The 22,119-nt window shown below is 56.0% G+C and carries 22 protein-coding genes, 1 tRNA gene and 2 pseudogenes; 4 read left to right on the top strand and 21 right to left on the bottom strand.

The genetic code is table 11. The annotated features are described in order from the left end of the window. Positions 1 to 9: 9 nt before the first annotated feature. From hyfB to citC, 17 genes and pseudogenes are all read right to left on the bottom strand, one after another. Positions 10 to 2,022 carry a hydrogenase 4 subunit B gene (hyfB, locus tag FHW74_RS18115; RefSeq protein WP_183171811.1) on the bottom strand — a complete coding sequence of 671 codons (2,013 nt, stop codon included), beginning with the start codon at positions 2,020 to 2,022 and terminating at the stop codon, positions 10 to 12. Continuing rightward, positions 2,022 to 2,645 (bottom strand): 4Fe-4S dicluster domain-containing protein, encoded by a 624-nt coding sequence (locus FHW74_RS18110; RefSeq protein WP_183171746.1) that lies wholly within the window; start codon positions 2,643 to 2,645, stop codon positions 2,022 to 2,024. Before FHW74_RS18110 ends, hyfB begins: the two co-directional genes overlap by 1 nt. 278 nt (positions 2,646 to 2,923) lie before the next feature. Further along, entirely contained in the window at positions 2,924 to 3,355 is a 432-nt protein-coding gene (nikR, locus tag FHW74_RS18105; RefSeq protein WP_183171745.1) for a nickel-responsive transcriptional regulator NikR, read from the bottom strand. 205 nt (positions 3,356 to 3,560) lie between these two features. Further along, positions 3,561 to 3,671 carry a DUF5431 family protein gene (locus FHW74_RS22915; RefSeq protein WP_370528051.1) on the bottom strand — a complete coding sequence of 37 codons (111 nt, stop codon included), beginning with the start codon at positions 3,669 to 3,671 and terminating at the stop codon, positions 3,561 to 3,563. Beyond that, positions 3,620 to 3,772: pseudogene (locus FHW74_RS23040) on the bottom strand (Hok/Gef family protein); the annotation flags it as partial. The gene FHW74_RS22915 and the pseudogene FHW74_RS23040, both read right to left, overlap by 52 nt. Before the next feature lie 313 nt (positions 3,773 to 4,085). Then, the gene (locus FHW74_RS22905) at positions 4,086 to 4,196 is read right to left on the bottom strand and encodes a DUF5431 family protein (RefSeq protein ID WP_370528050.1); all 111 of its coding nucleotides are present in this window, start codon (positions 4,194 to 4,196) and stop codon (positions 4,086 to 4,088) included. After that, positions 4,145 to 4,297 (bottom strand): annotated as a pseudogene (locus tag FHW74_RS23035) (Hok/Gef family protein); the annotation flags it as partial. The gene FHW74_RS22905 and the pseudogene FHW74_RS23035, both read right to left, overlap by 52 nt. 248 nt (positions 4,298 to 4,545) lie before the next feature. Then, positions 4,546 to 5,679, bottom strand: coding sequence for an NADH:flavorubredoxin reductase NorW (gene norW, locus FHW74_RS18090; protein WP_183171742.1), 1,134 nt, complete (start codon positions 5,677 to 5,679; stop codon positions 4,546 to 4,548). Beyond that, positions 5,676 to 7,121, bottom strand: coding sequence for an anaerobic nitric oxide reductase flavorubredoxin (norV, locus tag FHW74_RS18085; protein WP_183171741.1), 1,446 nt, complete (start codon positions 7,119 to 7,121; stop codon positions 5,676 to 5,678). Before norV ends, norW begins: the two co-directional genes overlap by 4 nt. Positions 7,122 to 7,317: 196 nt before the next feature. After that, the gene (locus FHW74_RS18080) at positions 7,318 to 8,175 is read right to left on the bottom strand and encodes a DMT family transporter (RefSeq protein WP_183171740.1); all 858 of its coding nucleotides are present in this window, start codon (positions 8,173 to 8,175) and stop codon (positions 7,318 to 7,320) included. A 154-nt stretch (positions 8,176 to 8,329) separates the two neighbouring features. Next, complete coding sequence (locus tag FHW74_RS18075) at positions 8,330 to 9,793, bottom strand: anion permease (RefSeq protein ID WP_183171739.1); 1,464 nt, start codon at positions 9,791 to 9,793, stop codon at positions 8,330 to 8,332. Beyond that, positions 9,774 to 10,718, bottom strand: coding sequence for a triphosphoribosyl-dephospho-CoA synthase CitG (gene citG / locus FHW74_RS18070; RefSeq protein ID WP_183171738.1), 945 nt, complete (start codon positions 10,716 to 10,718; stop codon positions 9,774 to 9,776). Before citG ends, FHW74_RS18075 begins: the two co-directional genes overlap by 20 nt. Beyond that, entirely contained in the window at positions 10,699 to 11,229 is a 531-nt protein-coding gene (gene citX, locus FHW74_RS18065; protein WP_183171737.1) for a citrate lyase holo-[acyl-carrier protein] synthase, read from the bottom strand. The genes citG and citX overlap by 20 nt, the downstream gene beginning before the upstream one ends. 3 nt (positions 11,230 to 11,232) lie before the next feature. Continuing rightward, on the bottom strand, positions 11,233 to 12,744 hold the full coding sequence (citF, locus tag FHW74_RS18060) for a citrate lyase subunit alpha (RefSeq protein WP_183171736.1): 1,512 nt from the start codon (positions 12,742 to 12,744) through the stop codon (positions 11,233 to 11,235). A 4-nt stretch (positions 12,745 to 12,748) separates the two neighbouring features. Continuing rightward, positions 12,749 to 13,654 (bottom strand): citrate (pro-3S)-lyase subunit beta, encoded by a 906-nt coding sequence (gene citE, locus FHW74_RS18055; RefSeq protein ID WP_183171735.1) that lies wholly within the window; start codon positions 13,652 to 13,654, stop codon positions 12,749 to 12,751. Beyond that, the gene (citD, locus tag FHW74_RS18050) at positions 13,651 to 13,947 is read right to left on the bottom strand and encodes a citrate lyase acyl carrier protein (protein ID WP_183171734.1); all 297 of its coding nucleotides are present in this window, start codon (positions 13,945 to 13,947) and stop codon (positions 13,651 to 13,653) included. Before citD ends, citE begins: the two co-directional genes overlap by 4 nt. Next, a complete protein-coding gene (gene citC / locus FHW74_RS18045; RefSeq protein ID WP_183171733.1) occupies positions 13,944 to 15,020 on the bottom strand; it encodes a [citrate (pro-3S)-lyase] ligase in 1,077 nt (358 codons plus the stop codon). The genes citD and citC overlap by 4 nt, the downstream gene beginning before the upstream one ends. A gap of 358 nt (positions 15,021 to 15,378) precedes the next feature. Between citC and dpiB the strand changes: the two genes are divergently transcribed. Then, positions 15,379 to 17,040 (top strand): sensor histidine kinase DpiB, encoded by a 1,662-nt coding sequence (gene dpiB / locus FHW74_RS18040; protein ID WP_183171732.1) that lies wholly within the window; start codon positions 15,379 to 15,381, stop codon positions 17,038 to 17,040. Next, complete coding sequence (gene dpiA / locus FHW74_RS18035) at positions 17,009 to 17,689, top strand: two-component response regulator DpiA (RefSeq protein WP_183171731.1); 681 nt, start codon at positions 17,009 to 17,011, stop codon at positions 17,687 to 17,689. The genes dpiB and dpiA overlap by 32 nt, the downstream gene beginning before the upstream one ends. Positions 17,690 to 17,694: 5 nt before the next feature. Here dpiA and FHW74_RS18030 read toward each other — a convergent pair whose 3' ends face one another. Together FHW74_RS18030 and FHW74_RS18025 are read right to left on the bottom strand one after the other, a co-directional pair. Beyond that, positions 17,695 to 18,990, bottom strand: coding sequence for a diguanylate cyclase (locus FHW74_RS18030; protein ID WP_370528048.1), 1,296 nt, complete (start codon positions 18,988 to 18,990; stop codon positions 17,695 to 17,697). Positions 18,991 to 19,268: 278 nt separating this feature from the next. After that, positions 19,269 to 19,345, bottom strand: a tRNA-Arg gene (locus FHW74_RS18025). Between the two features lie 214 nt (positions 19,346 to 19,559). On the opposite strand from FHW74_RS18025, the gene folD reads away from it, so the two are divergent. Both folD and ybcJ read left to right on the top strand, forming a co-directional pair. After that, positions 19,560 to 20,426, top strand: coding sequence for a bifunctional methylenetetrahydrofolate dehydrogenase/methenyltetrahydrofolate cyclohydrolase FolD (folD, locus tag FHW74_RS18020; protein ID WP_183171729.1), 867 nt, complete (start codon positions 19,560 to 19,562; stop codon positions 20,424 to 20,426). Position 20,427: 1 nt separating this feature from the next. Next, on the top strand, positions 20,428 to 20,640 hold the full coding sequence (ybcJ, locus tag FHW74_RS18015) for a ribosome-associated protein YbcJ (protein WP_183171728.1): 213 nt from the start codon (positions 20,428 to 20,430) through the stop codon (positions 20,638 to 20,640). A gap of 36 nt (positions 20,641 to 20,676) precedes the next feature. On the opposite strand, the gene FHW74_RS18010 is transcribed toward ybcJ, so the two are convergent. Both FHW74_RS18010 and FHW74_RS18005 read right to left on the bottom strand, forming a co-directional pair. After that, on the bottom strand, positions 20,677 to 21,030 hold the full coding sequence (locus FHW74_RS18010) for an FKBP-type peptidyl-prolyl cis-trans isomerase (protein WP_183171727.1): 354 nt from the start codon (positions 21,028 to 21,030) through the stop codon (positions 20,677 to 20,679). Next, on the bottom strand, positions 21,027 to 22,119 hold a 1,093-nt coding region (locus tag FHW74_RS18005; RefSeq protein ID WP_183171726.1), incomplete at its 5' end, for a hypothetical protein. The genes FHW74_RS18010 and FHW74_RS18005, both read right to left, overlap by 4 nt.

Here is a 22,119-nt window from a genome sequence, read left to right as displayed (position 1 = left end):
GCTCCCTCCTCAGACCGCGGTGATCACGAGTAAAACGACCAGCGCCGCCACGACGTACAGGCAGTAGAGACGGAAATCCCCACCCTGAAGTCGCTGTATCCCGCTGCCCACAGACTGGGTCAGACGGACCAACGGATAGATAATTTTTTCATCCCAGAACGGCTCGACGCGGGTGGCGCCTGCGGTGGTTTTCTCCAATGCGCGACCCAGCCCGGCAGACGGATCGAGCTGACGGCGCAGTTTGTACAGCGAGGAGAACATCACGCGCAGCGGCTGGGTGAAGCTGCCAGCGGACGCCGACATCGCCTCTTCCCAGGCATAACCACAGGCCCACGGCTCGCCGCGACGACGGAAGCCTTGTTGCCCGCGGCGGTTAGAGAGATAAATCATCAGAGGGATTAGCGGCAGGGCCAGCAGCAGAATGAACATCACCGCCGGCGAGAGCATCGCCTGATGGGCCACCCCCGGCACCAGCAGCGCCCCTTCGCTCACCGTGACGGCGGGCGTTTGCACCAGCCCGGCGGCGATGTTTGCGATAACCGGCGCGATCCACGGCGCGCCAACACCCAGCACCACACAAAGTAGCGCCAGCAACAGCATGGCGGCGGTCATCGGCCACGGCACTTCACGCGCCTGGGCTGCTTTCTCGCTGCGCGCGCCGCCGCAGAAGCTGATGCCATACACCTTCACGAAGCACATCGCCGCCAGCGCGCCGGTGATCGCCAGCATCACCATAGCGATGGGGCCGCTCAGTTTCATGATAAAGCTGCCGTCGCGGCTCATGGTGAACAGCGACTGATAGGTGTACCACTCGCTGATAAACCCGTTGAGCGGCGGCAGTGCGGAAATCGCCATACAGCCGATGAGAAACGCCAGGCCGGTCAGCGGCATCAGCTTGCCTAAGCCGCCCATTTTTTCCATATCCCGGGTATGAACCCGGTAGATAATCGCCCCCGCGCCGAGAAACAGCAGCCCTTTAAACACCGCATGGTTCACCAGATGGTAGAGCGCGCCGAGAATGCCCAACGTCGCCAGCACCGGATGGCCGGTGGCGATACCCACCATGCCGACGCCGACGCCCATCAAAATGATCCCGATGTTTTCCACGGTATGCCAGGCCAGCAGGCGCTTAATGTCATGTTCCGCCAGCGCATACAGCACGCCCAGCACTGCCGAAACTGCGCCGAACGCCAGCACCACGATCCCCCACCACAGCTGAGTGGCGAGCAGATCAATGCCGACTTTGATGATCCCGAAGATACCGATTTTCACCATCACGCCCGACATTAATGCCGACGCATGAGACGGCGCGGCGGGGTGCGCACGGGGTAGCCAGCTATGCAGCGGCAACATCCCGGCTTTCGCCCCAAAGCCCAGAAACGCCAGCAGGAACACCACAGAGGCGCTGCCCGGCGAGAGTTGCAGAGCGCGGAAGCTGGCAAAATCAAGGCTGCCGCTCTCCCGCCACAGCAGGAAAAACGCCATCATGATCAGCACCGACCCGGCGTGGGCGATAAAAAAGTACAGCAGCCCGGCGCTGACCGATTCTTCATCCTGCTCGGCGATAACCAGGAACCATGACGCCAGCGACATCATTTCAAACAGGATGATGAAGTAGAACGCGTTATCCATCACCACCAGACCGACCATCGAGGCGATAAACAGGTTCATAAAGAACCCCATGCCCCACGCGCCGCGCCCGCGGTATTCCTGAACGTAGGAGAGCGAGTACAGCGAACACACCACTACCAGCAGGGAAATCACCAGCAGCATAAAGGCGGCCAGGCCATCGAGACGCACGCTGAAGGCGGCAAACGGAAACAGGCCCTGGGTAGCGAATGTCACCGCGTCGCCGCCCATCACCACCGGCCACGCGGCGGCAATACCCAGAATGCCGCCGATCATGGCGCCCGCGCCGGCGACATAAATCGCAACCGTCTCTGCATGGCGTAGCAGCAGAGACGCGCAGCCGCTTGCGACGTAAAACACGGTGGCCCATAAAAGAAGCTGAAGAGGATCCATCATAATTTCTGCTCCTGAGAAGCGGTGGGAAACAGGTTCAGTTCCGGCGGCAGACTGCTCATCGCCGCCAGACGCCGCGCTTTTGCCTCCCGCGCGATGCCGCGTTCATCCACCAGTTTCAGCGCCGCCGTCGGGCATGACCTCACGCAGGCCGGGCCTTCCGCACGGAAATCGCATAAGTCGCACTTCACCGCCACGCTGCGCACCCCGGCGTTCCAGGCAAGGAATGGATTCATGCTGGCAGGGCTTTCTGGCACATCGGCCAGCAGATTCGCCGGGACGTAGTTTTCGAATTGCGAGGGGATAGACAGCGGGCGGCTGCCCGATGGCGTAATGGCCCCAAAAGGACAGGCCAGGCCGCATAACTTACAGCCGATGCACAGGCTTTCGTTAAGTACGATGGCGTCGTTTTCATGCGTGATGGCGTTCACCGGGCACACCCTGGCGCAGGGGGCATCCTCGCAGTGACGGCAAAGCATGGGGGCGGTCTGCTCGTCAACGCGGGTGACGGTCAGACGTGGATGCGATTGTAATCCCTGAGCCTTATGGACCTCCGAACAGGCAGCCATACAGGTATTGCATCCGATACATAGCTGTGGCTCCGCAATCACGAAGCGATTCATCGCTGTACCCTCCAGAATCATATGAATAACAGCGAGTCGATACCGTCGGCATTGCCCACTGCTGGTCTAGTCAGCAGGCTTTAAGCAGGAAGTATGCCAGTTTAAATATTTTCTTTAATTTTTTTATAAATCAAATAGTTAATTAAAAATTAACGCTATAAAAAGAAGATGTCGATCGGTGTGAAATGCCGAGTCGGCATTTGTGTCGACACGGTTTATCCTGGGATTTGCGTTAAAGAGAAAACGTGCCGGGCTGGCGGCACGTTGCAATGGCGGGGTTAATCGTGGTGGTGATGAGGATGCGCTTCGTCGTGCTCAACCGGCACAACAATGACCTGGCCATGACGCACGCCGCGCTCGGTAATCACCTTATCGGCGAACGTGCGTACCTGCTGGGTTTCCCCTTTCAACAACGACACTTCAAGGCAACTGCCGTGGTCAAGATGCACATGCAGGCTGGTGAGCGACAGGTCGTGATGGTCATGGAAAGTGCGCGTTAACCGGCGCGACAATTCGCGGGCCTCGTGATCGTAAATATAAAACAGCGCCGCGATGCACGGGCCGCTGGCGCTACTGGCGGCGGCATCCTGCAACCCGGCGCGCACCAAATCGCGCACCGCTTCGGAGCGGTTCTGATAGCCGCGGGTCTGGATTAACGCATCCACTTCAGCCAGTAAATCATCGTCAAGTGACAGGGTTACACGTTGCATAATTCAATCCCAAACAGAGTGTTGTGGGCAGTATGCCATGTGCCGGGATGATGAACATTGACGTCGCGCGGTTTGCGGGATTGGCAACGATTCGATCTGAAAAAGGGCTGCCAGCAAATACTGGCAGCCCTGTTAAAAGGCGCTTTCGATATGCATGCCCACACCAGCCTGAAAAGGCGGGGTTTCCCCCGCCTCCAGGTGCTACTTACCAGGTTCGTAAGCCAGTAACGCAGCGACCTCCCTGCTTCCGTCTTTCACCCTCAGTTCGCAGAGCGAACTGCGCGTCAGATATGTGAATATTAACAGTGTTAAACACACCATAAATACACACCAGATCAGGGTGTTTCGCGGCAGTTTCATGCTTTCTTCTCCTTGTCTTGCGACAGGTAAGAGGCTATTCTGATGTTGTTCATGCATCAGAGGTAGCCTCGTTGGTTAATTGAAAAATTACCTTCGGGGCTTTCTTCTTTCTGCCGCACAACACCACTTCACTACCCTGCGTTAATGAGGCAAAAAGCCTCAAGCGCCGCCGCCACTATAAGCCTTCTGTAATCACCCACAGTATTGAGATTTTCTGAAAGAGATACGCCTCCGGCAGGCGGCACTTTGGTGTGTTAAAAACAGAAAAGGGCTGCCAGCAAAACACTGGCAGCCCTGTTAAAAGGCGCTTTCGATATGCATGCCCACACCAGCCTGAAAAGGCGGGGTGTCCCCCGCCTCCAGGTGCTACTTACCAGGTTCGTAAGCCAGTAACGCAGCGACCTCCCTGCTTCCGTCTTTCACCCTCAGCTCGCAGAGCGAACTTCGCGTCAGATACGTGAATATCAACAGTGTCAAACACACCATAAATACACACCAGATCAGGGCGTTTCGCGGCAGTTTCATGCTTTCTTCTCCTTGTCTTGCGACAGGTAAGAGGCTATTCTGATGTTGTTTGGGCATCAGAGGTAGCCTCGTTGGTTAATGAAAATTGACCTTCGGGGCTTTCTTCTTTCTGCCGCACAACACCACTTCACTACCCTGCGTTAATGAGGCAAAAAGCCTCAAGCGCCGCCGCCACTATAAGCCGCACGTTATCCCGGAAATATTAAGAAAATCTGAAATAAAAACGCCCCGGGGCAACGGGGCAAAAAAGTGCTAAATCACTGACATTGCACGTCCTTGTGCGTTGAGAAATGAGGGTGACTGCTTTACGCAGACAAGGCTTTCAGCAAGGCAAATGCCTCTTTCATCTTGTCTTCACTTACCACAAAAGCGCGTAGTTGGCCTTCATCGTCCACGCCTTTTGCCACCATGCCCTGGGCTTCGGTGATAATTTGCCAGTTCAGATCGCTGCGGCGGGTGTCGCCCGCCAGATGCAGCGGCAGTTCCGGCGTTTTAACTTTCACTAGCATGGCAGGAAGTTTTAGCGGCGCGTTGCCGCCAAGCAGGTTTTTCGCCAGCGTCATGGCGCTTATCTGGATCGGTTGCAGGAATGGCAGCAACTGACCGTCGATTTCTGCACAGTCGCCCAGCGCGTAAATATCCGGATTGCTGCTTTTCAGCGTGCTGTCCACCACAATCCCGCGATTCACTTCAACGCCAGCACTACGCGCCAGCGCGGTTTCCGGGCGTAATCCCGTCGCGGAGATCACCGCGTCCACGTCTACATAACGATCGCGATCGAAGTTAGCGCGAATGCCGTTGGCGGTTTGCTCCAGCGACTGCAACTGCGATTTGAGCAGCAGATGCACCCCCATATCCGTCAGACGATGCTGTAAGCGACTACTCACTTCCGGCGGCATCAGCGAAGCCAGAATACTGGCTGCGTTATCCACCAGCGTGACGGATTTACCCGCACGGGTGAAGTCCATCGCCAGTTCGCTGCCGATCAAACCGCCGCCAACGATCAGCACCCGACGCGCATCAAACAATTGCGACTCGCAGGCGCGGTACTCCAGCTGGCTGTTGAGCGTCAGCATCAGTTCGCGCCCCGCCACCGGCGGGATAAACGCGCTGGCCCCGGTCGCCAGCACCAGTTTGTCGTAAGACCACTGGTTATCGGTGCTTTTCACCACGCGGGCGTTGGCATCGATCTCTTTGATCCAGGTGTACGGGAACAGGCGCACGTTGTACTGTTCGGCGAACTCCCCCGCCGACTGGCGCGTCATCTCGTCGGCGCGCTGGCGCAGGCTAATGACGTGGCTCAAATCAGGCTTGCTGTATTCGTCGATACTGTCGGCGGCAATCACGGTAATTGCCACCTGACTGTCCTGTTTACGCAGATTTTTGACCAGTTGCCGGGCCGCGAAGCCCGACCCGATAATCACAATCCCATGGCTCATACCGCCTCCGTTGCCAGCTCGTCGAATACCTCTTTGCCCAGTGAACATTCCGGACACAGGAAGTTATCCGGCACGTCGCTCCACGCGGTACCCGGCAGGACATCCTGCATCGGCTCGCCGACTGCTGGATCGTAAATCCACTGGCAAACGCTGCACTGCATGCAAGGGCCGGGATCGGCTTGCGCAGCAGCGCTGGCGCTGTCATCCGGCTTCGGATCCGCTTTCACTGCGGCTTCCGGCAACGGTGCGAGCGCCCACTGACGGGCAATGTCGCGGCCATGCTGGCGGCACAGTTCCAGTGCATCCACATCCGGACGCCATTTGGCTTTCAGGCTCAGGGACATTTCAAAACCGGCATCCTGCAAACGGGTAGACAGACGGTCCACCGCGCCGCCGCTCCAGCCGTGTGAACCGAATGCGCTGGCGCGTTTGTTACGAAAGCGCAGACCGGTCATCTCTTCCACCAGGCCCGCGATTTTCGGCATCATCACGTTGTTCATGGTGGAGGTCCCCACCAGCACGCCTTTGGAGCGGAACACGTTAGTCAGAATTTCGTTTTTATCGCTGCGCGCCACGTTGAAGATTTTCACCGCCACCACCGGGTCAACTTCGTTGATGCCCTGCGCGATGGCATCGGCCATCATGCGAGTGTTGTTAGACATGGTGTCGTAAAAAATAGTGATGCGATCTTCCTGATAGTCCGCCGCCCATTTCAGATACAGCTCGACGATTTGGGTCGGGTTTTCACGCCATACCACGCCGTGAGAGGTCGCAATCATATCCACCGGCAGGTTGAAGCCGAGGATCTCGGTGATTTTGGGCGTGACCAGGCGGCTAAACGGCGTCAGGATGTTGGCGTAGTAGCGCTGGCACTGTTCGAACAGTTCAGTCTGATCCACTTCATCGTTAAACAGGCGCTCGTCGCAGTAATGCTGGCCGAAAGCGTCATTACTGAACAGCACCGCATCGCCAGTCAAATAGGTCATCATACTGTCCGGCCAGTGCAGCATCGGGGTTTCGACGAAGATCAATTGCTTGCCGTTGCCGATATCCAGGACGTCGCCGGTTTTTACCACGTGGAAATTCCACTCCGGGTGATGGTGATGACCGTTGATCGAATCAATGGCGTTGGCGGTGCAGTAGATCGGAGTATCCGGGATCTGGGTCATCAACTCGGTCAGCGCCCCCGCGTGATCTTCTTCGGCGTGGTTGATGATGATGTAGTCAATATCCGCCAGATCGATTTCGCCGCGCAGGTTCTGCACAAACTCGCGGCTGAATTTATGATCGACAGTGTCGATCAGCACATTTTTTTCTTCACGGATGAGATAGCTGTTGTAGCTGCTGCCGCGCAGCGTTTTGTATTCGGTGCCGTGAAAATCGCGAACTTCCCAGTCACGCTGTCCAACCCAGGAAATATTGTTCTTAACCAGAATAGCCATATCAACCTCTTGTGTTCATGAGAGTAAATTCGATTGTGATATGGCTTACATATCAAGTTGCATGCCAACTTTTTAACTTTATGTTTTTAATGATTTTATTGGATTTACCGATCGAGAAAAATGTTAAAATGACTATCTGAAACACAGTCATTTTGACCTGGTTAACTGTCAAAATGACTGCATAGGGGAAGAGGATTTAAACGCGGTTGATCATGCGCCAGCGGAACCAGATTTGAGCCAGCAGGATCAGTATGCCACCGATAATTTTTTGGGTGGGCAGCCGCTCGCCATACCAAATCCCGGCTGCAATCACGGTAAACAGCGGTTCCAGCACCATAATCAGGGCGGCGCTGGCGACGGCGGCATATTTTTGTCCCTGTAGCTGCAACGCAAAACGCAGGCTGGTGGCGATGAAAATACTGGCCAGCACCCACAGCGCGATGGACCAACTAAACGGCTGGGTAATGTGTTCGAAGCTGGCGGAAATCGCCAGACCAACGAGACCCGTCATCATCAATTGTGCGGTGGTCAGCGGGATTAATGGCACTTCCCGGGCGCAGCGGCTGGTGTAACAAAACGAGATCGACTGCACCAGCGCCGTCAGTAAAAACCAGCCCTGGCTGGGGTGAAAGGATACCGGGCTGTGCAGGCTCAACAGCGCAAGACCTATCGCCGCGACCGGTAGACATTCCCAATAGGCCCGCGCCGGACGCACCCGCATCATGACCCACGCCGTCAGCGGCACAAACAGCATGGCGAGGCTCATAATAAATGCCCCCTCGCCCAGCGACGGCGTGCTGGATACCGAGTAGATCCACAGGCACATGGTTAACGCCATCCAGACTCCGCTGGTCAGCACCTGCCGCCATTGATGACGCGGGATAGCCTGGCCGCGACAAAACGGCAACAGCACCAGCGAGGCAAAGAAAAACCGTACCCCAAGAAACGCAAACACCGGCATTCCGGCAATAGCTTCTTTGGAGAAGATCCAGCCGCAGGCGGCAATAAGCGTGGTTAAAACTAACAACAGATCGGCTTGCCGCTGCCGGTTCATGGGTGATGCTCCCTGGAATAATTAAAGTCAACCAAACAAGGTTCGACTTTATAACATTCCGCTAACCTGAACCACTTCACGCTGGGGAAAAGATTGGGGGGTGGTAAAACATAAAAAAAGCGCCCCGACGAGGCGCTTATCAACAAGGTGAGGATCAGTTCCAGAGCGCCAGAATCGGCCAGCCGACCAGCATCAGCATCGAGATATAAATCACCCCGAAAATCGCGCCGAGCCGCCAGTAGTCTTTGGACTTGACGTAGCCGCAGCCGTAAATGATCACCCCAGGGCCGGTGGCATACGGCGTCAGGCAACCCATGATACCGATAGACAGCACCAGCAGAATACATAAGTGTTCCATCGGTACGCCCGGGATGCCTTTACCCACCGCCAGGATCACCGGCAGCATGGTGGCGGTATGGGCTGACAGGCTGGCGAACAGGTAGTGCGCGAAGTAGAACACTAACACCAGCGCGATCACGGTGCCGGTGGGTGAGAACCCTTCCAGGTGGGTGCTCATGGTTTTAGCAAACCAGTCGATAAAGCCGGAACGGGTCAGGCCGTTGGCCATCACCACCAGGGTCGCCAGGTTCACCAGGGTGTTCCAGGCACTGTTATATTTGGTGATATCTTTCCACGGCACCACGTGCAGGGCCAACATCAGCGATACCGCCAGCAACCCCACCGCGGTAGCGTCAATAGCTTCGCCACCAAACACCCACAGCGCCAGGCTCAGCAGTACCAGGCCAATCAGGGTGATTTCTTTCTGGGTCAATGCGCCCATCTCTTTCAGCGCGCCGCTGGCCCAACTGGAGACTTCCGCGCTGTGGGTTACTTCCGGTTTGTACAGCACATACGAGAGCCACGGCGCGACGATCAGCAGAATAATGCCCACCGGTAAAAAGCTCAGGAACCAGGTTAGCCAGCTGATCTGAATACCGGCGATTTTGCTGACGAACTCCAGGCCCAGCACGTTCGGCGCTGCGCCAGTAACGAACATTGAGGAACTGAGGCTGGTGCTGATCACCATCATCCACATCAGGTAGCCGCCGATGCGGCGTGATGACGGGTCGTTGGGATGGGAGTTAAACAGCGGCGGCAGGTTTTTAATCACCGGAAACACCGTGCCACCGGTGCGCGCGGTATTCGACGGGGTAAACGGCGCCAGCAGGATATCGATAATCACGATGGCATAGCCGAGCGTCAGGGTACGCTTACCCATAAACTTGACCATAAACAGTGCGATACGCCGCCCCAGGCCGGTCACTTCATAACCCAGCGCGAAAATAAACGCCCCGAACACCAGCCAGACCGTGGTGCTGGAGAAACCCGCCAGCCCCCATTTCAGCGCCTCTTTACCGGCATCGAATTTGGGGTTAGCCAGCTCTTCAGCGCCGAACAGCAGATAATCGCTGCCGATAACGCATATCGTGACGGCGATAAAGCTGATCGCCGTTGCCGGGATGGGTTCGAGGATCATCCCGACAATCATCGCGACAAATACGGCAAAATAGTGCCAGGCCTGCGGCGGCATGCCGTCAGGAACCGGAATAAGCAACATGATCCCCATCACAATAAGCGGGGCCAGTAACTTCCATATCTTATCTTTTGAAGCAGTCATCGCTGTTTCTCCATGAAAAGCTTGTACTTGAGAGTGTTTGAGAATTAACGGTTGAAATTTCAGCTAAAAACCAGGTCACGATCAGCAGATCGGCGCTGCCGCCGGGGCTAAGATGGCGGGCGATACAGGCCTTATCGAATTCTGCGAGCGCAGGGAGGTCGCCAGCGTGGCGAATGCCGCCCTGGCGCAGCAGGGCGATCGCCCTTTGCTGCAACCAGCGCAGCCCGTCAGCGCCGCCGCGCGACGCCACATTGGTGTCGCCATTGCGCGCCATCAGCACCAGTAATGTGTCGAGCAGCGCCAGCTCCGGGTCGACGCCCTGCGCTTTCAGGGCCTGGTAATGGGGTAGCGCATGGTCGCGCACCAGCGGGAATCCGGCTTCGGCTTCGCCTCGCGCGCCGGTCAAACCGAGCTGCATATAGAGGCGCTGGCCCGCCGTTTGCCCGGCGTTATGCTGCGCCAGTTCACGCGCGACGATCCCTTCACAAAACCCCGCCGCCAGACGGCACAGCGCCTCTGGCGTGACCCGCTTCTTCTGTTGGCTTAAGCGCCCCGCCGCCGTACACAGCAGCCCCAGCGAGAAAATGCTGCCTTTGTGGGTATTCACCCCATAAGTGGCGCGAAACATTGCCGCTTCGCAGGCCATCCCGATGGGGCGGATCGCGGTCAGCACTGCGCTTTCCGGCAAGCCAGCGCTGCATGCGCCCATCTCCACAAAGCGCGGCAACCACAGGCGGATGGCATCCGCGCTGCGATAAAAATCCTCCAGCGCCATATCCCTGTGCGCGCCGCTGTTATAGCGGTCCACCAGGCCTGGCTTGGGCGAAAGGTTCACTTCCGCCAGCATGGCGCGCCAGGCCCAGTCGCTGTAATGCGCGGCGATGTGCGGCGCAATCCCCTCTTGCTCATGCGTGTTCGACATCATTCAGCCGCGCCTCCATATGGGCCAACAGTTCGGCCAGGGTATGAGATTGCTCACGGGCGCAAAGCACCGCAGCGCGGGAGCAAATCAGGCAGGCGCGGGGCGGCAGGGAAAACTGCTGGCGACTCAGGATTTCGCCTTGCGGCGTTAACACGTCGATATCCCACAGCCGCCCCAGCAGGTGCGTCTGCTCCAGGGCGATGGCGGCGCGTTTCACCGTCTGCGCCGGGGCGTTTACCGCCCATAACGCTTCGGGACCGGTGATCAAGGCAAAGGATGCCTGGGTGATGACCGGCCAACCGGCGTTACGCGCCATATGATCCAGCGCTTGCAGGCCGTGACTAAAAATCCGCCGGGTGAGATCGCTGTCTTTCACCGGGCCGGGGGCCACCACGGTGAAGGAAATCAGCGTCACTCCGTGTTGCTTAAGCCAGGCCGTTTGCCGCGCCTGGCGCGCATCACGGCTGGCCAGCAACGCCGGCAGCGTAACGGCACGATCCGCAGAACGCGTCATGGCCTATTCCTTCACCTGATGAACCACGTCGATCACCGAGCCGTCGCGGTAGCGCACCACGGCGATGACCCGATCGGTAAAGGCAATTGGGCAGGGATCGCCGGTGAGGATGCGCGCTCTCTCCCGCAGCCATTCGATGGTAACGACGCGCAGCCCGGCCTGTTTCAGGCGCTCCGCCAGCTCCGGACGCGCCGGATTGACGGCAATGCCGTGGTCGGTCACCAGGATGTCGACGCTTGAGCCCGGGGTGACGCAGGTCGTCACGCTATCAACCAGGGTGGGGATCCGCCCGCGCACCAGCGGCGCGACGATAATCGACAGCGCCGCCGCGACCGCCGTGTCGCAGTGGCCGCCGGATGCGCCGCGCAACACGCCATCGGAACCCGTCAGCACGTTGACGTTAAACTGGGTGTCGATCTCCAGCGCGCTCAGCACCACCACATCGAGACGGTCGACGCTCGCGCCTTTAGAGCCCCAGTTGGCGTACTGGTTGGCGCTGATTTCAATGTGATTAGGATTTCGGGCCAGGGACTCTGCGGCGGCGCGGTCAAAGCTCTGCACGTCGAGCAGCTTTTTGATCAAGCCCTTTTCGTGCAGATCGACCATGGTGGAAGTAATGCCGCCCAGCGCGAAATCAGCGTAGACGTTGCGGCTGCGCATTTTATCTTCCAGAAAACGTGTCACCGCCAGCGATGCGCCGCCGGTGCCGGTTTGCAGCGAAAAACCGGGTTTGAAGTAGCCGGAATTGACCACCACGTCCGCCGCGTGGCGGGCAATCAGCAGCTCACGCGGGTTCGACGTCATGCGGGTGGCGTCCGCGCCGATTTTATCGGCATCCCCGACGCGGTCGATCTGCACGATCAAATCGACGCAATCCTGTGCGATGCTGGCAGGATGATGCGGATACGGTAGCAGCGCTTCGGTCAGCAGCACCACCTGACGGGCATGCTCCGCATCCACTTTGGCGTAGCCCAGCGAGCCGCAACAGGCTGAGCCGGTGTAGCCATTGGCGTTGCCATAGGGGTCGCAGGAGGGCACGCCGAGAAACGCCACGTCGATCGCCAGTTCCCCGCTGTTGACCAGTTGAACACGGCCACCGTGGGAGTGGATTTGTACCGGTTCGGCCAGTAAACCCCGGGAAATCTCTTCCGCCAACGGCCCGCGCAGCCCGGAGGTATAAATCCGGCTTACCACGTTATTGCGGATATGTTCCACCAGCGGCGCATGGCAATCGCTGAGCGAGCTGGAGGCCAGGGTCAGATTTTTAAAACCCATCCCGGCAATGGCGTCCATCACCAGATTCAGCGTTAAATCGCCGCCGCGAAAAGCGTGATGGAAAGAGATGGTCATCCCATCCTGCAATCCTGAACGGCGAATAGCCTCTTGCAGGGTGGCGCACACTTTTTTATCGCGCGGCTTCTGGGTTTGCAGATTGAGTTTTGAGGCGGGCTGAAAGGCCGGATGATCGCCCTTCCCTGCGCTGACCCGCGCCTGCCGTAGTGTGGTTTGCTGCATGTCGTTACTCCTCACGAAAACCGGAAAGCGCTGCCCGGGACAGCACCAGACGCGCCCGTTCAATGACCGGGCTATCCACCATCTTGCCGTTGAGCGATACCACGCCCAGCCCTTCACGCGCCGCGGCCTCGGCGGCGTCGACCACGCGCTGGGCGTGCTCCGCTTCCTGCCGGGTCGGGGCGTACAGGTTGTGCAGCAGCTCGATTTGGCGCGGGTTAATCAGCGATTTACCGTCAAAACCCAGTTGTTTGATATGCGCGGCTTCTCTCAGAAAACCGGCTTCGTTGTTGGCATCGGAATAGACGGTATCGAACGCCTGAATGCCTGCGGCACGCGCCGCCTGCAGAATGGCGCAGCGGGCAAACAGCAGCTCGGTGCCCTCCGGCGAGCGTTCGGTGCGCAAATTGCGCACGTAATCCTCCGCGCCAAGCGCAATGCCGATCAGGCGCGGTGAGGCATGAGCAATCGCCACCGCCTGAGTAATGCCCTGCGGTGATTCGATAGCGGCCAGCAGGCCGGTGCTGCCGGGTTCGCGGCCACATTCCGCTTCGATACGCGCGATGTGGTTTTCGATATCAATCACGTCCTGGGCCGTGTCGGTTTTTGGCAGGCGCACAATGTCCACGCCGCCGCGCACCACGGCTTCGAGATCCGCCACGCCGTAATCGGAATCCAGCGCATTGACCCGCACGATGGTTTCAACGTCCTGATACAGCGGATGCTGTAGGGCGTGGAACACCAGACGGCGAGCGGCGTCTTTTTCACGCAGGATCACCGAGTCTTCCAGGTCAAACATCAGCGCATCGGCGTGATAGATAAACGCGTTGCTGACCATCGCGGCATTGGCACCGGGGACAAACAGCATGCTGCGGCGGGTGCGGGATTTACGTTGTTCGGGGGTAAGTTTCATGAACGCACCTCCCAGGGCAACGCCGTGATCTCGCAGGCGCGCGCCAGCAGCGTTTCCAGACGTGCGCGTAATACGCAATCCAGCGCGCCTTTATCATCAATAAACACCTGAACGCCGCGCACCTGATAGCGCGTCAGGACCTCAAGAACAGTGGCGCGGATGGCGGCGCCAAACTGTTTTTCCACGCTGCTGTTGATTTGCAGCTCAATATCGTGCGAGTCGAGGGGCGCGATGCGCGCCATTACATCCCCGGACTCCAGCGTGCCAGCGACGGCAGGACGGGTAATTTTCATGGTTCACCTGTAGTTAATACGGATTCGGTTTGAAGCGCTGTCGAACGTAAGCCGCTGTCAGCCAACATACGATGCAGATAACGGGCGGTGGCCTCGGGAACCAGCTGCTCAATGGTCGCGAAATCGCGCTTAACCAATAGCTTGCGCACCCAGGAAGCGGAGATGGCGATGTCGTGATACTGCAGGCGCTCAATCTCCACCAGCTGCACTGGCGGCGCGGGATTGGCCGGGTCCTGAAGAATGCGCCGCATATCAGCGTTATAGCTGGCGGTCACCTTGCAAAACGGTTCTGTGCCGACGAAGCGATGGGTAATGCCCAGCGCGGGGGCAAGATGATTGCGGAAGATTTGCAGATCGATTTCGGTATAGCAGTGGTTAATGACGCTCTGTTCTTTAATGAAGTAGCACGGGAAGGTGGCGCGGGAAATGAGGTACTCCGAGCCGCGATGCACCGTGAGTTTTTCGATGTCCGCTGTTCCGGCGCGCACCAGCGCCAGCCGGTCTTCATACGGGAAACGGGAGGTATCCTCTTTGACTAAAAACAGATGCAGCCAGTCGCACTGTGCCGCAGCCTGCTGCACCAGGTAGCGGTGGCCGCGCGTGAACGGGTTGGCGTTCATCACGATGCAGCCGATCTTGTTGCCGTCCCGGCGCTGTGTCGTGAGATAGCTGGCGTACTGTTGCAGGCGCGTGGCGTTGTTTTCCATCAGCACCATCACGCCCGGCACCCGCGCCAGGGTAAAAAACCCGCACTGCTTAAACAGGGCTTCATTCTGGGTTTTGGTATAGATGAATAACTGCGTGCAAAATCGCTCGTAGGCCAGATTAATTAATTCTGTGGCCAGGGTAAGCGCTAACCCCTCACCACGCACTGACTCATCGATGGCGACACATTTAATAATATTTCCGGCAAGGCCGCCGCAGGCGATGAGGCGTTCATTACGCGTAACCGTAATAAATATCTCAACGGTCGTATCGATACTCAAATCGTTTTCACGCAGGAATTGTGTTATCCCGGCTATTTTCTTATTTTCGCTGCGCTTTACCCGTGTGAACACGGTATTGCCAAACATAGGTATCCGTCCCTGCGCAATGTGTAAGGTGGGGAATAAATGTTAATTAACTGCTGCAATAATAAAAAAGCCCGCAACGCAGGCACTTCCATCAACAGTGTGATATGCGCAGAAAGATTACGCACTATTCAAAATCTGAATTTTGATATATTTCACAAACCCTTCAGGGATTAAAATAGACTTTATGGTTTTTATTTGGTTAATTAAATTCCCTTCGACGCAGTTCATGGTTTTAATGTGTTTAATTGATTTAACGCCATTAATCTGCAACGATAATCCGGCGTCTGACGCGTCTAACAGAAACAATTAAATAACAATCGAAGGACCCCGATTCATTTCGGTATTTAAAGGAAGCGTGATGACCGGGAGAAAACAAATTAACTTATTGCACTTTTTTCGCCGTCTGGCGTTTCCGTTACGGATTTTTCTTTTATTACTGGTGGTATCAACGCTATTAATCAGCGTGTTGGGCAAATATCTCTCCGCCAGTTTTGAAGATTATCTGACCCAGCACGTGCGCGGCATGGCCATGAACCAGGCCAAAATCATCGCCTCTAATGACAGTGTGGTCGATGCGGTAAAACATCGCGACACCGGCCGGCTGAGGCAAATTGTCGGTAAATTATCCACCGGTTCCGATTTTGATTACGTGGTGATCGGCGATAGCCACTCTGTGCGTCTTTATCATCCTAATCCGGCCAAAATTGGCTATCCGATGCAATGGACCAAACCCGGCGCGCTGGAAAAAGGCGAAAGCTATTTTATTACCGGTGAGGGCTCAATCGGCATGGCGATGCGCGCCAAAACGCCGATTTTTGATGAGCATCAGCAGGTGATCGGCGTGGTATCGCTGGGGTATTTAGTAAGCAAAATCAACAGCTGGCGGCTCGATTTTCTGCTGCCGCTGGCCGGTGTGTTCGTGGTTGTCCTGATAATTTTGATGCTGCTGTCGTGGCTGTTCGCCGCCCATATTCGCCGCCAGATGCTCGGCATGGAACCGCAGCAAATCGCGCGCGTGGTGCGTCAGCAGGAAGCGCTGTTTGGTTCGGTATTCGAAGGGCTGATCGCCGTCGATCCCGATGGGCTTATCACAGCAATCAACCGCAACGCCCGTAAAATGCTGGGCTTAGCCTCTCCGGGCCGCCAGTGGCTGGGGAGCCATATCGGCGAGGTGGTTAGCCCTTGCGATTTTTTCACCGAGCGCATTGAAGAGCCGCGCCAGGACGTCATGTGCACGTTTAATGGATTGAGCGTTATCGCCAATCGCGGCGCGATCCGCTACCAGCATGCGCTGCTGGGTGCGATTATTAGCTTTCGCAGTAAGGATGAAATCAGCGCCCTGAACGCACAACTGACGCAAATTAAGCAGTACGTTGAAAGCCTCAGGACGCTGCGCCATGAACATCTTAACTGGATGTCCACCCTCACCGGTCTGCTGCAAATGAAAGAGTACGATCGGGTGCTGGCGATGGTGAAAGGGGAATCCCAGGCGCAGCAGCAGTTGATTGACAGCCTGCGCGAGGCGGTTGACGATCGCCAGGTGGCGGGGTTGCTGTTTGGTAAATGCCAACGGGCGCGAGAGCTGGGGCTGACGTTAACGCTGGTGCCCGGCTGCGTGCTGCATCAACTTCCGCAAAAGATGGACAGCACCGAGTTCGCCGCAATCGTCGGCAATTTACTGGATAATGCGTTTGAAGCTTGCCTGAATAATCCCCAGGGCAATAAAACCGTGGAACTGTTCCTGAGCGATGAAGGCGATGACGTGATTATTGAGGTGGCAGATCAGGGATGCGGCGTGCCAGATGCGCTGCGCCAGACGATTTTCCATCAGGGCGTCAGCACCAAAACTGATGCGCCGGGCGAGCACGGCATCGGGCTATATCTTATCGCCAGTTTTGTGAGCCGCTGCGGTGGCGTGATCACCGTTGAGGATAATCAGCCCTACGGCGCTTTGTTTTCCGTTTTTATACCGAAAGTGAACAAGAGTAATGGAACAATCTCTGACAATTCTGATAGTTGAGGACGAAACGCCGCTGGCGGAAATGCATGCCGAATTTGTTCGCCATTTTCCCGGCTACGGGACGGTATGGCTGGCTGGCAATCTGGCGCAGGCCCGGGACATGATCGCCCGCTTCAAACCGGCGCTGATCCTGCTGGATAATTACTTACCCGACGGCAAGGGCATCACGCTGCTGCATGAGCTTTCCCAGGCCCGATTCACCGGCGGCGTGGTATTTACCACCGCGGCAAGCGATATGGATACCGTATCTGAAGCCGTGCGTTGCGGCGTGTTTGATTACCTGGTCAAACCCATTGCCTATGAACGGCTTGGGCAAACCCTCAGCCGTTTTCAGCAGCGTTACGCATTGCTCGCCAGGCATGCCAGCGCCAGCCAGCGGCAAATCGATGATATGTTTAACGCTTATGCGCGAGGCGAACAAAAGGAAGCACTGCCGCCGGGTATTGATGCGTTGACGCTGGCGAAAGTCCAGCGGCTATTCGCCGACCCGCTGGCGCGGCATACCGCAGAAACGGTGGCGGATGAACTCAAACTGAGCCGCACTACCGCCCGGCGCTATCTGGAGTTCGCCGCCAGCCGCCAGCAGATTGTGGCGGAGATTGTTTATGGCAAAGTCGGGCGCCCGCAGCGGACATATCGGGCGTTATAAGAGCATCATTGCGCGGCATTCTCCGGCATCGCCACCACCTGATTACGTCCACGGTTTTTTGCGGCATACAGCGCCGTATCGGCCCGATGGATTAAGCCGCTGGCGATCATATGCAGCGGCGTAGCTGACGGCAGCGATTCGCAGACGTAGAGCGTCGCCACGCCAATGCTGATGGTGAGATGGCCGGTTGGGCTGGCAACGTGCGGCAGCTTCAGCGCAGTGATGTTTTCGCGCAGGCGCTCCGCTTCCGCCAGCGCGTCGGCCTGATCGGTGCGCGGTAAAATCACCAGAAACTCTTCGCCGCCGTAACGGCTTACATTGTCTTCAGGACGCCGCCTTGATGAAACCAAGGCTTTAGCAACGGCGCGCAGGCAGTTATCGCCGGACTGATGGCCATAGTTATCGTTGTAGCGTTTGAAATAATCGATATCCGCCAGGCACACCGACAGCGGGAAACCGCCGTCGATGGCCTGGTTAATTTCGTTAAGCAGACATTCGTCCATATAACGACGGTTATACAGGCCGGTTAAATGATCGCGCTGGGCATATTGTTGCAGGACCTGGTTGGCGCCCGCCAGCTTTTGCTCCGCCTCGCGACGTGCGGTGATATCTACCCAAGTCACCGACAGCCCCACGACGCGATTGCTGGCGTTGTACAGGGCGACAGGTTGCGTGTCGTAACAGCGATCGTGCCAGATAATCTCACGCCCCGGAATTTCCACACCGGATTCGGCAAGGATGAAATCATCCTGAAACTGATGCCAGACGTCAGGCATCAGACGCCCAAAGTGGCTGTTCATCGCCTGTTCCTGCGAGATATTCAGCAAGCCGTTCATGGCCTTATTCGACATCACCAGCCGCCCGTCAAGATCCAGCATGCACAGCGCAACGGGCGTCGTGTCATAGATGGTTTCAAGCTGAAGAACGCGCTCGCCAAGATTAGAAATATTTCTGTCGATACCGCGATAGCCAGTTAGTTCGCCCTTGTCGTTAAACAGCGGAATGCCGCTGGTTTCCAGCACCACGATCTGACCATCGGCGCGCATATTACGGTTAACCAGCCCGGAAAACGCGCGCTGCTGGGCGACGATTTCGCCAAAAGCCCCCGCAACACGTTCCGCTTCCCCTGGCGGCATAAAATCAAAGGGAGTACGCCCGATCACATAGCCTGGCTCATAGCCCAACAAGTCATGTACCACACCCGAAACCCAGGTGTATCGCCCCTGAGCATCCACTTCCCAGACCCAATCGGAATTGTGATGGAGTAAATCTAAGAGATGTTTTTCATCAACGTCAGGCACAGGCTGTCTCTTTCCATCATTCATGGTTATTTATCCGCATACTCAAAAGGCATTCAAACGCAGGCTGGTAGTATTAAGTGGCTCTAAAGATACAGGTTAGTTGTCGCAGAAAGTAGCAATCATTGATAAGAAGAATTTGAAGATATTATTTATTCGCCTCGCTTATCAATACATTTTATATCGCGAAATGTATTCGCTTGATTTTCAAGCTGAAACGTTAAGGCGAAGCAATAATGGCCATGTAGTACAAATAAAGAGGGGTACAGGAGAACTTAAGATGGCGCGCCCTACAGGATTCGAACCTGTGACCCACGGCTTAGAAGGCCGTTGCTCTATCCAACTGAGCTAAGGGCGCCTGAAAGGCAGTTAAGCAGGTATCCTGTGATGAAAAACAAGGCGCTGCGAAACGCGTGGAATTATACGGTGAGCGCCTTGTGAGTCAATGGCTTTTCCGCCGTCTGCCTGCCTTTTAAGCATAAACCGCTATTGGTGACTGACAGCACGCCGCGCTTCTGACAAAATATCAACATCCCCTCTCCTTTTAGACTACAGATGGAATCCTCTCTCTGATGGCAGCAAAGATTATTGATGGTAAAACGATTGCGCAGCAGGTACGACTTGAAGTCGCGCAAAAAGTAAAAGCACGCCTGGATGCCGGAAAACGAGCGCCTGGGCTTGCGGTGGTGTTGGTCGGGCAGAACCCCGCCTCACAAATTTATGTCGGCAGCAAGCGCAAAGCGTGTGAAGAAGTAGGATTCCTTTCTCGCTCTTTCGATCTGCCGGAAACCACTACCGAAGCAGAGTTGCTGGAACTTATCGACACATTAAACGCCGACAAAACCATTGACGGTATTCTGGTACAGTTGCCGCTGCCTGCGGGCATCGACAATGTCAAAGTACTGGAGCGCATCGCGCCGGATAAAGATGTCGACGGGTTCCACCCCTATAACGTAGGCCGTTTGTGCCAGCGGGCGCCGCGTCTGCGTCCTTGCACCCCACGCGGTATTGTGACGCTGCTTGAGCGCTACAATATCGACCTTTATGGGCTGAACGCCGTTGTTATCGGCGCATCCAATATTGTCGGCCGCCCGATGAGTATGGAACTGCTGCTCTCCGGCTGTACCACCACTGTCACTCACCGCTTTACTAAAAATCTGCGCCAGCACGTAGAAAATGCCGATCTGCTGGTGGTCGCGGTGGGTAAACCGGGCTTTATTCCTGGTGAGTGGATTAAAGAAGGCGCGATTGTGATTGATGTTGGCATTAACCGCCTGGATAACGGCAAGGTCGTCGGGGATGTGATTTTCGAAGAAGCCGCTGCGCGTGCTTCTTATATCACGCCAGTGCCGGGCGGCGTTGGGCCGATGACAGTGGCAACGCTGATTCAAAACACCTTGCAGGCTTGCGAAGAGTATCACGACGTGGAGGGCGAATAAGATGGCGACGTTTTCTCTCGGTAAGCACCCCCACGTTGAGCTGTGTGACCTGCTGAAACTTGAAGGCTGGAGCGAAAGCGGTGCCCAGGCCAAAATCGCTATCAGCGAAGGGCTGGTGAAGGTAGATGGCGTGATTGAAACCCGTAAGCGCTGCAAGATTATCGCTGGTCAGACTGTGAGTTTTGATGGGCAGAGCGTTACCGTAACCGAGTAAATTAAAGGGCCGAATCATCGGCCCTTTTTTATGGCATTAACCCGCTGGCTTTTTTGCCCCCGGAGATACATCAACGACTTTGATGTCATAGATCATGGTGGAGTTTGGCGGGATGTCCGGCATACTGCCTTTTTCGCCATACGCCAGTTCAGGCGGCACCACAATCCGCAGTTCACCATGATTGTTCACCTGAGAAATCGCCGATTTAAACAGCGGCGGGAACTGATTTAACGGCAAGGCAAGCACCGAACCTTTTTTACTCATATCATTGATAACTTTACCGTTGGGCAAACTCTCACGCATGGTGACCGCAACGGTATCGTTGTTTTTAATCTTTCCAGTGCCCTTATCCACGATCAGATAGTAATAACCTAATGATGCGCGCTTCACGCCAGTCGTTTTACTAAACTGCGCAATATATTTACTGCCTTCGGAAAGTGCTGCTTTCGATACGCTGGTTTCTTTGCTTCATCCAGTTCTTTCAGGGCGCTCACCAGCTTATCTTTGGGTATTTTAAGCTGATTATTGATTTCGTCATTCACCCCGTTCAACACTTGTTGCTGGGCAATATGGTATCCATAACCTTCTTTGCTCTTAATCATACTGAGAATTTCATGAGCCCAGTATGCACCCAGTGCATAATCCCGCAGTTCATCTTTGCTGGTTGGCCTGGCTGTAGCCGCCACTGCAGGCTTCGCTTTTTGCAATTCAGCAAGCTGTTTTGATTGCGCTTCAAGTTGTTTGTTGGCCTCAAGCCATTTCGCTTTCATTGCCTCGCCGTCTTTTTGGCTTCCTGCCAGATTTTGTTGCAGCGTACTGAGTGTTTTGTCTTTTTCTTTTTGAGCAGTGGTGAGTTCGTTTATTTTTTTCTCAAGCGTAGCCGCTTTATTACGGCTTTCAGTGAGGAATTTTTGCGTTTCATCCACTGTTTTTTTATCACTTAGAGATGTCGCGCTCAGAGCGGCGATCTGCTGTTGATAAACTTTGGCTTGTTCCTGGCTCGCTACGAGCGATTTTTGTAATTGTCCGGCTCGTTGTGCGTTTTCATCCTGGGCGCCAAGGGCATTTTTTAACTGGGTATTTGATGCCTGTAACGCTTTATCGCGCTCGGCTAACTGTAATTGCAGATCGGCCAATGCTTTGGTTTTTATCGCCTGTTCATCGGTTAATCTCGCGAGCTTTTTCTGACTTGCCTCAAGCGCTGTCTGCAACTGGACGGTTTGCTGCGCTTTTTCATCCTGTGTACCGCTCAGGGCTTTTACCTGGGCAGTTAGCTCCTGCAGGGTTTTATCACGTTCTGCCAGCCGCTGTTGCAGTTCGGCCAGCGCTTTCGCTTTTGCCGACTGGTCGCCGGTTAAGTCAGCAATCTGCTTCTGAAACTCCGCTTTTTGCTTCTGGTTTTCCGCCAGCGTTTTCTGCAACTGGGCGGTTTGCTGCGCTTTTTCATCCTGTGTACCGCTCAGGGCTTTTACCTGGGCA

Source organism: Atlantibacter sp. RC6 (assembly GCF_014193285.1).
In the GTDB taxonomy this organism is placed as follows: domain Bacteria; phylum Pseudomonadota; class Gammaproteobacteria; order Enterobacterales; family Enterobacteriaceae; genus Atlantibacter.
The sequence above is the reverse complement of the archived record's forward strand: the minus strand, read 5'-3'. Positions and strand labels throughout refer to the sequence as shown.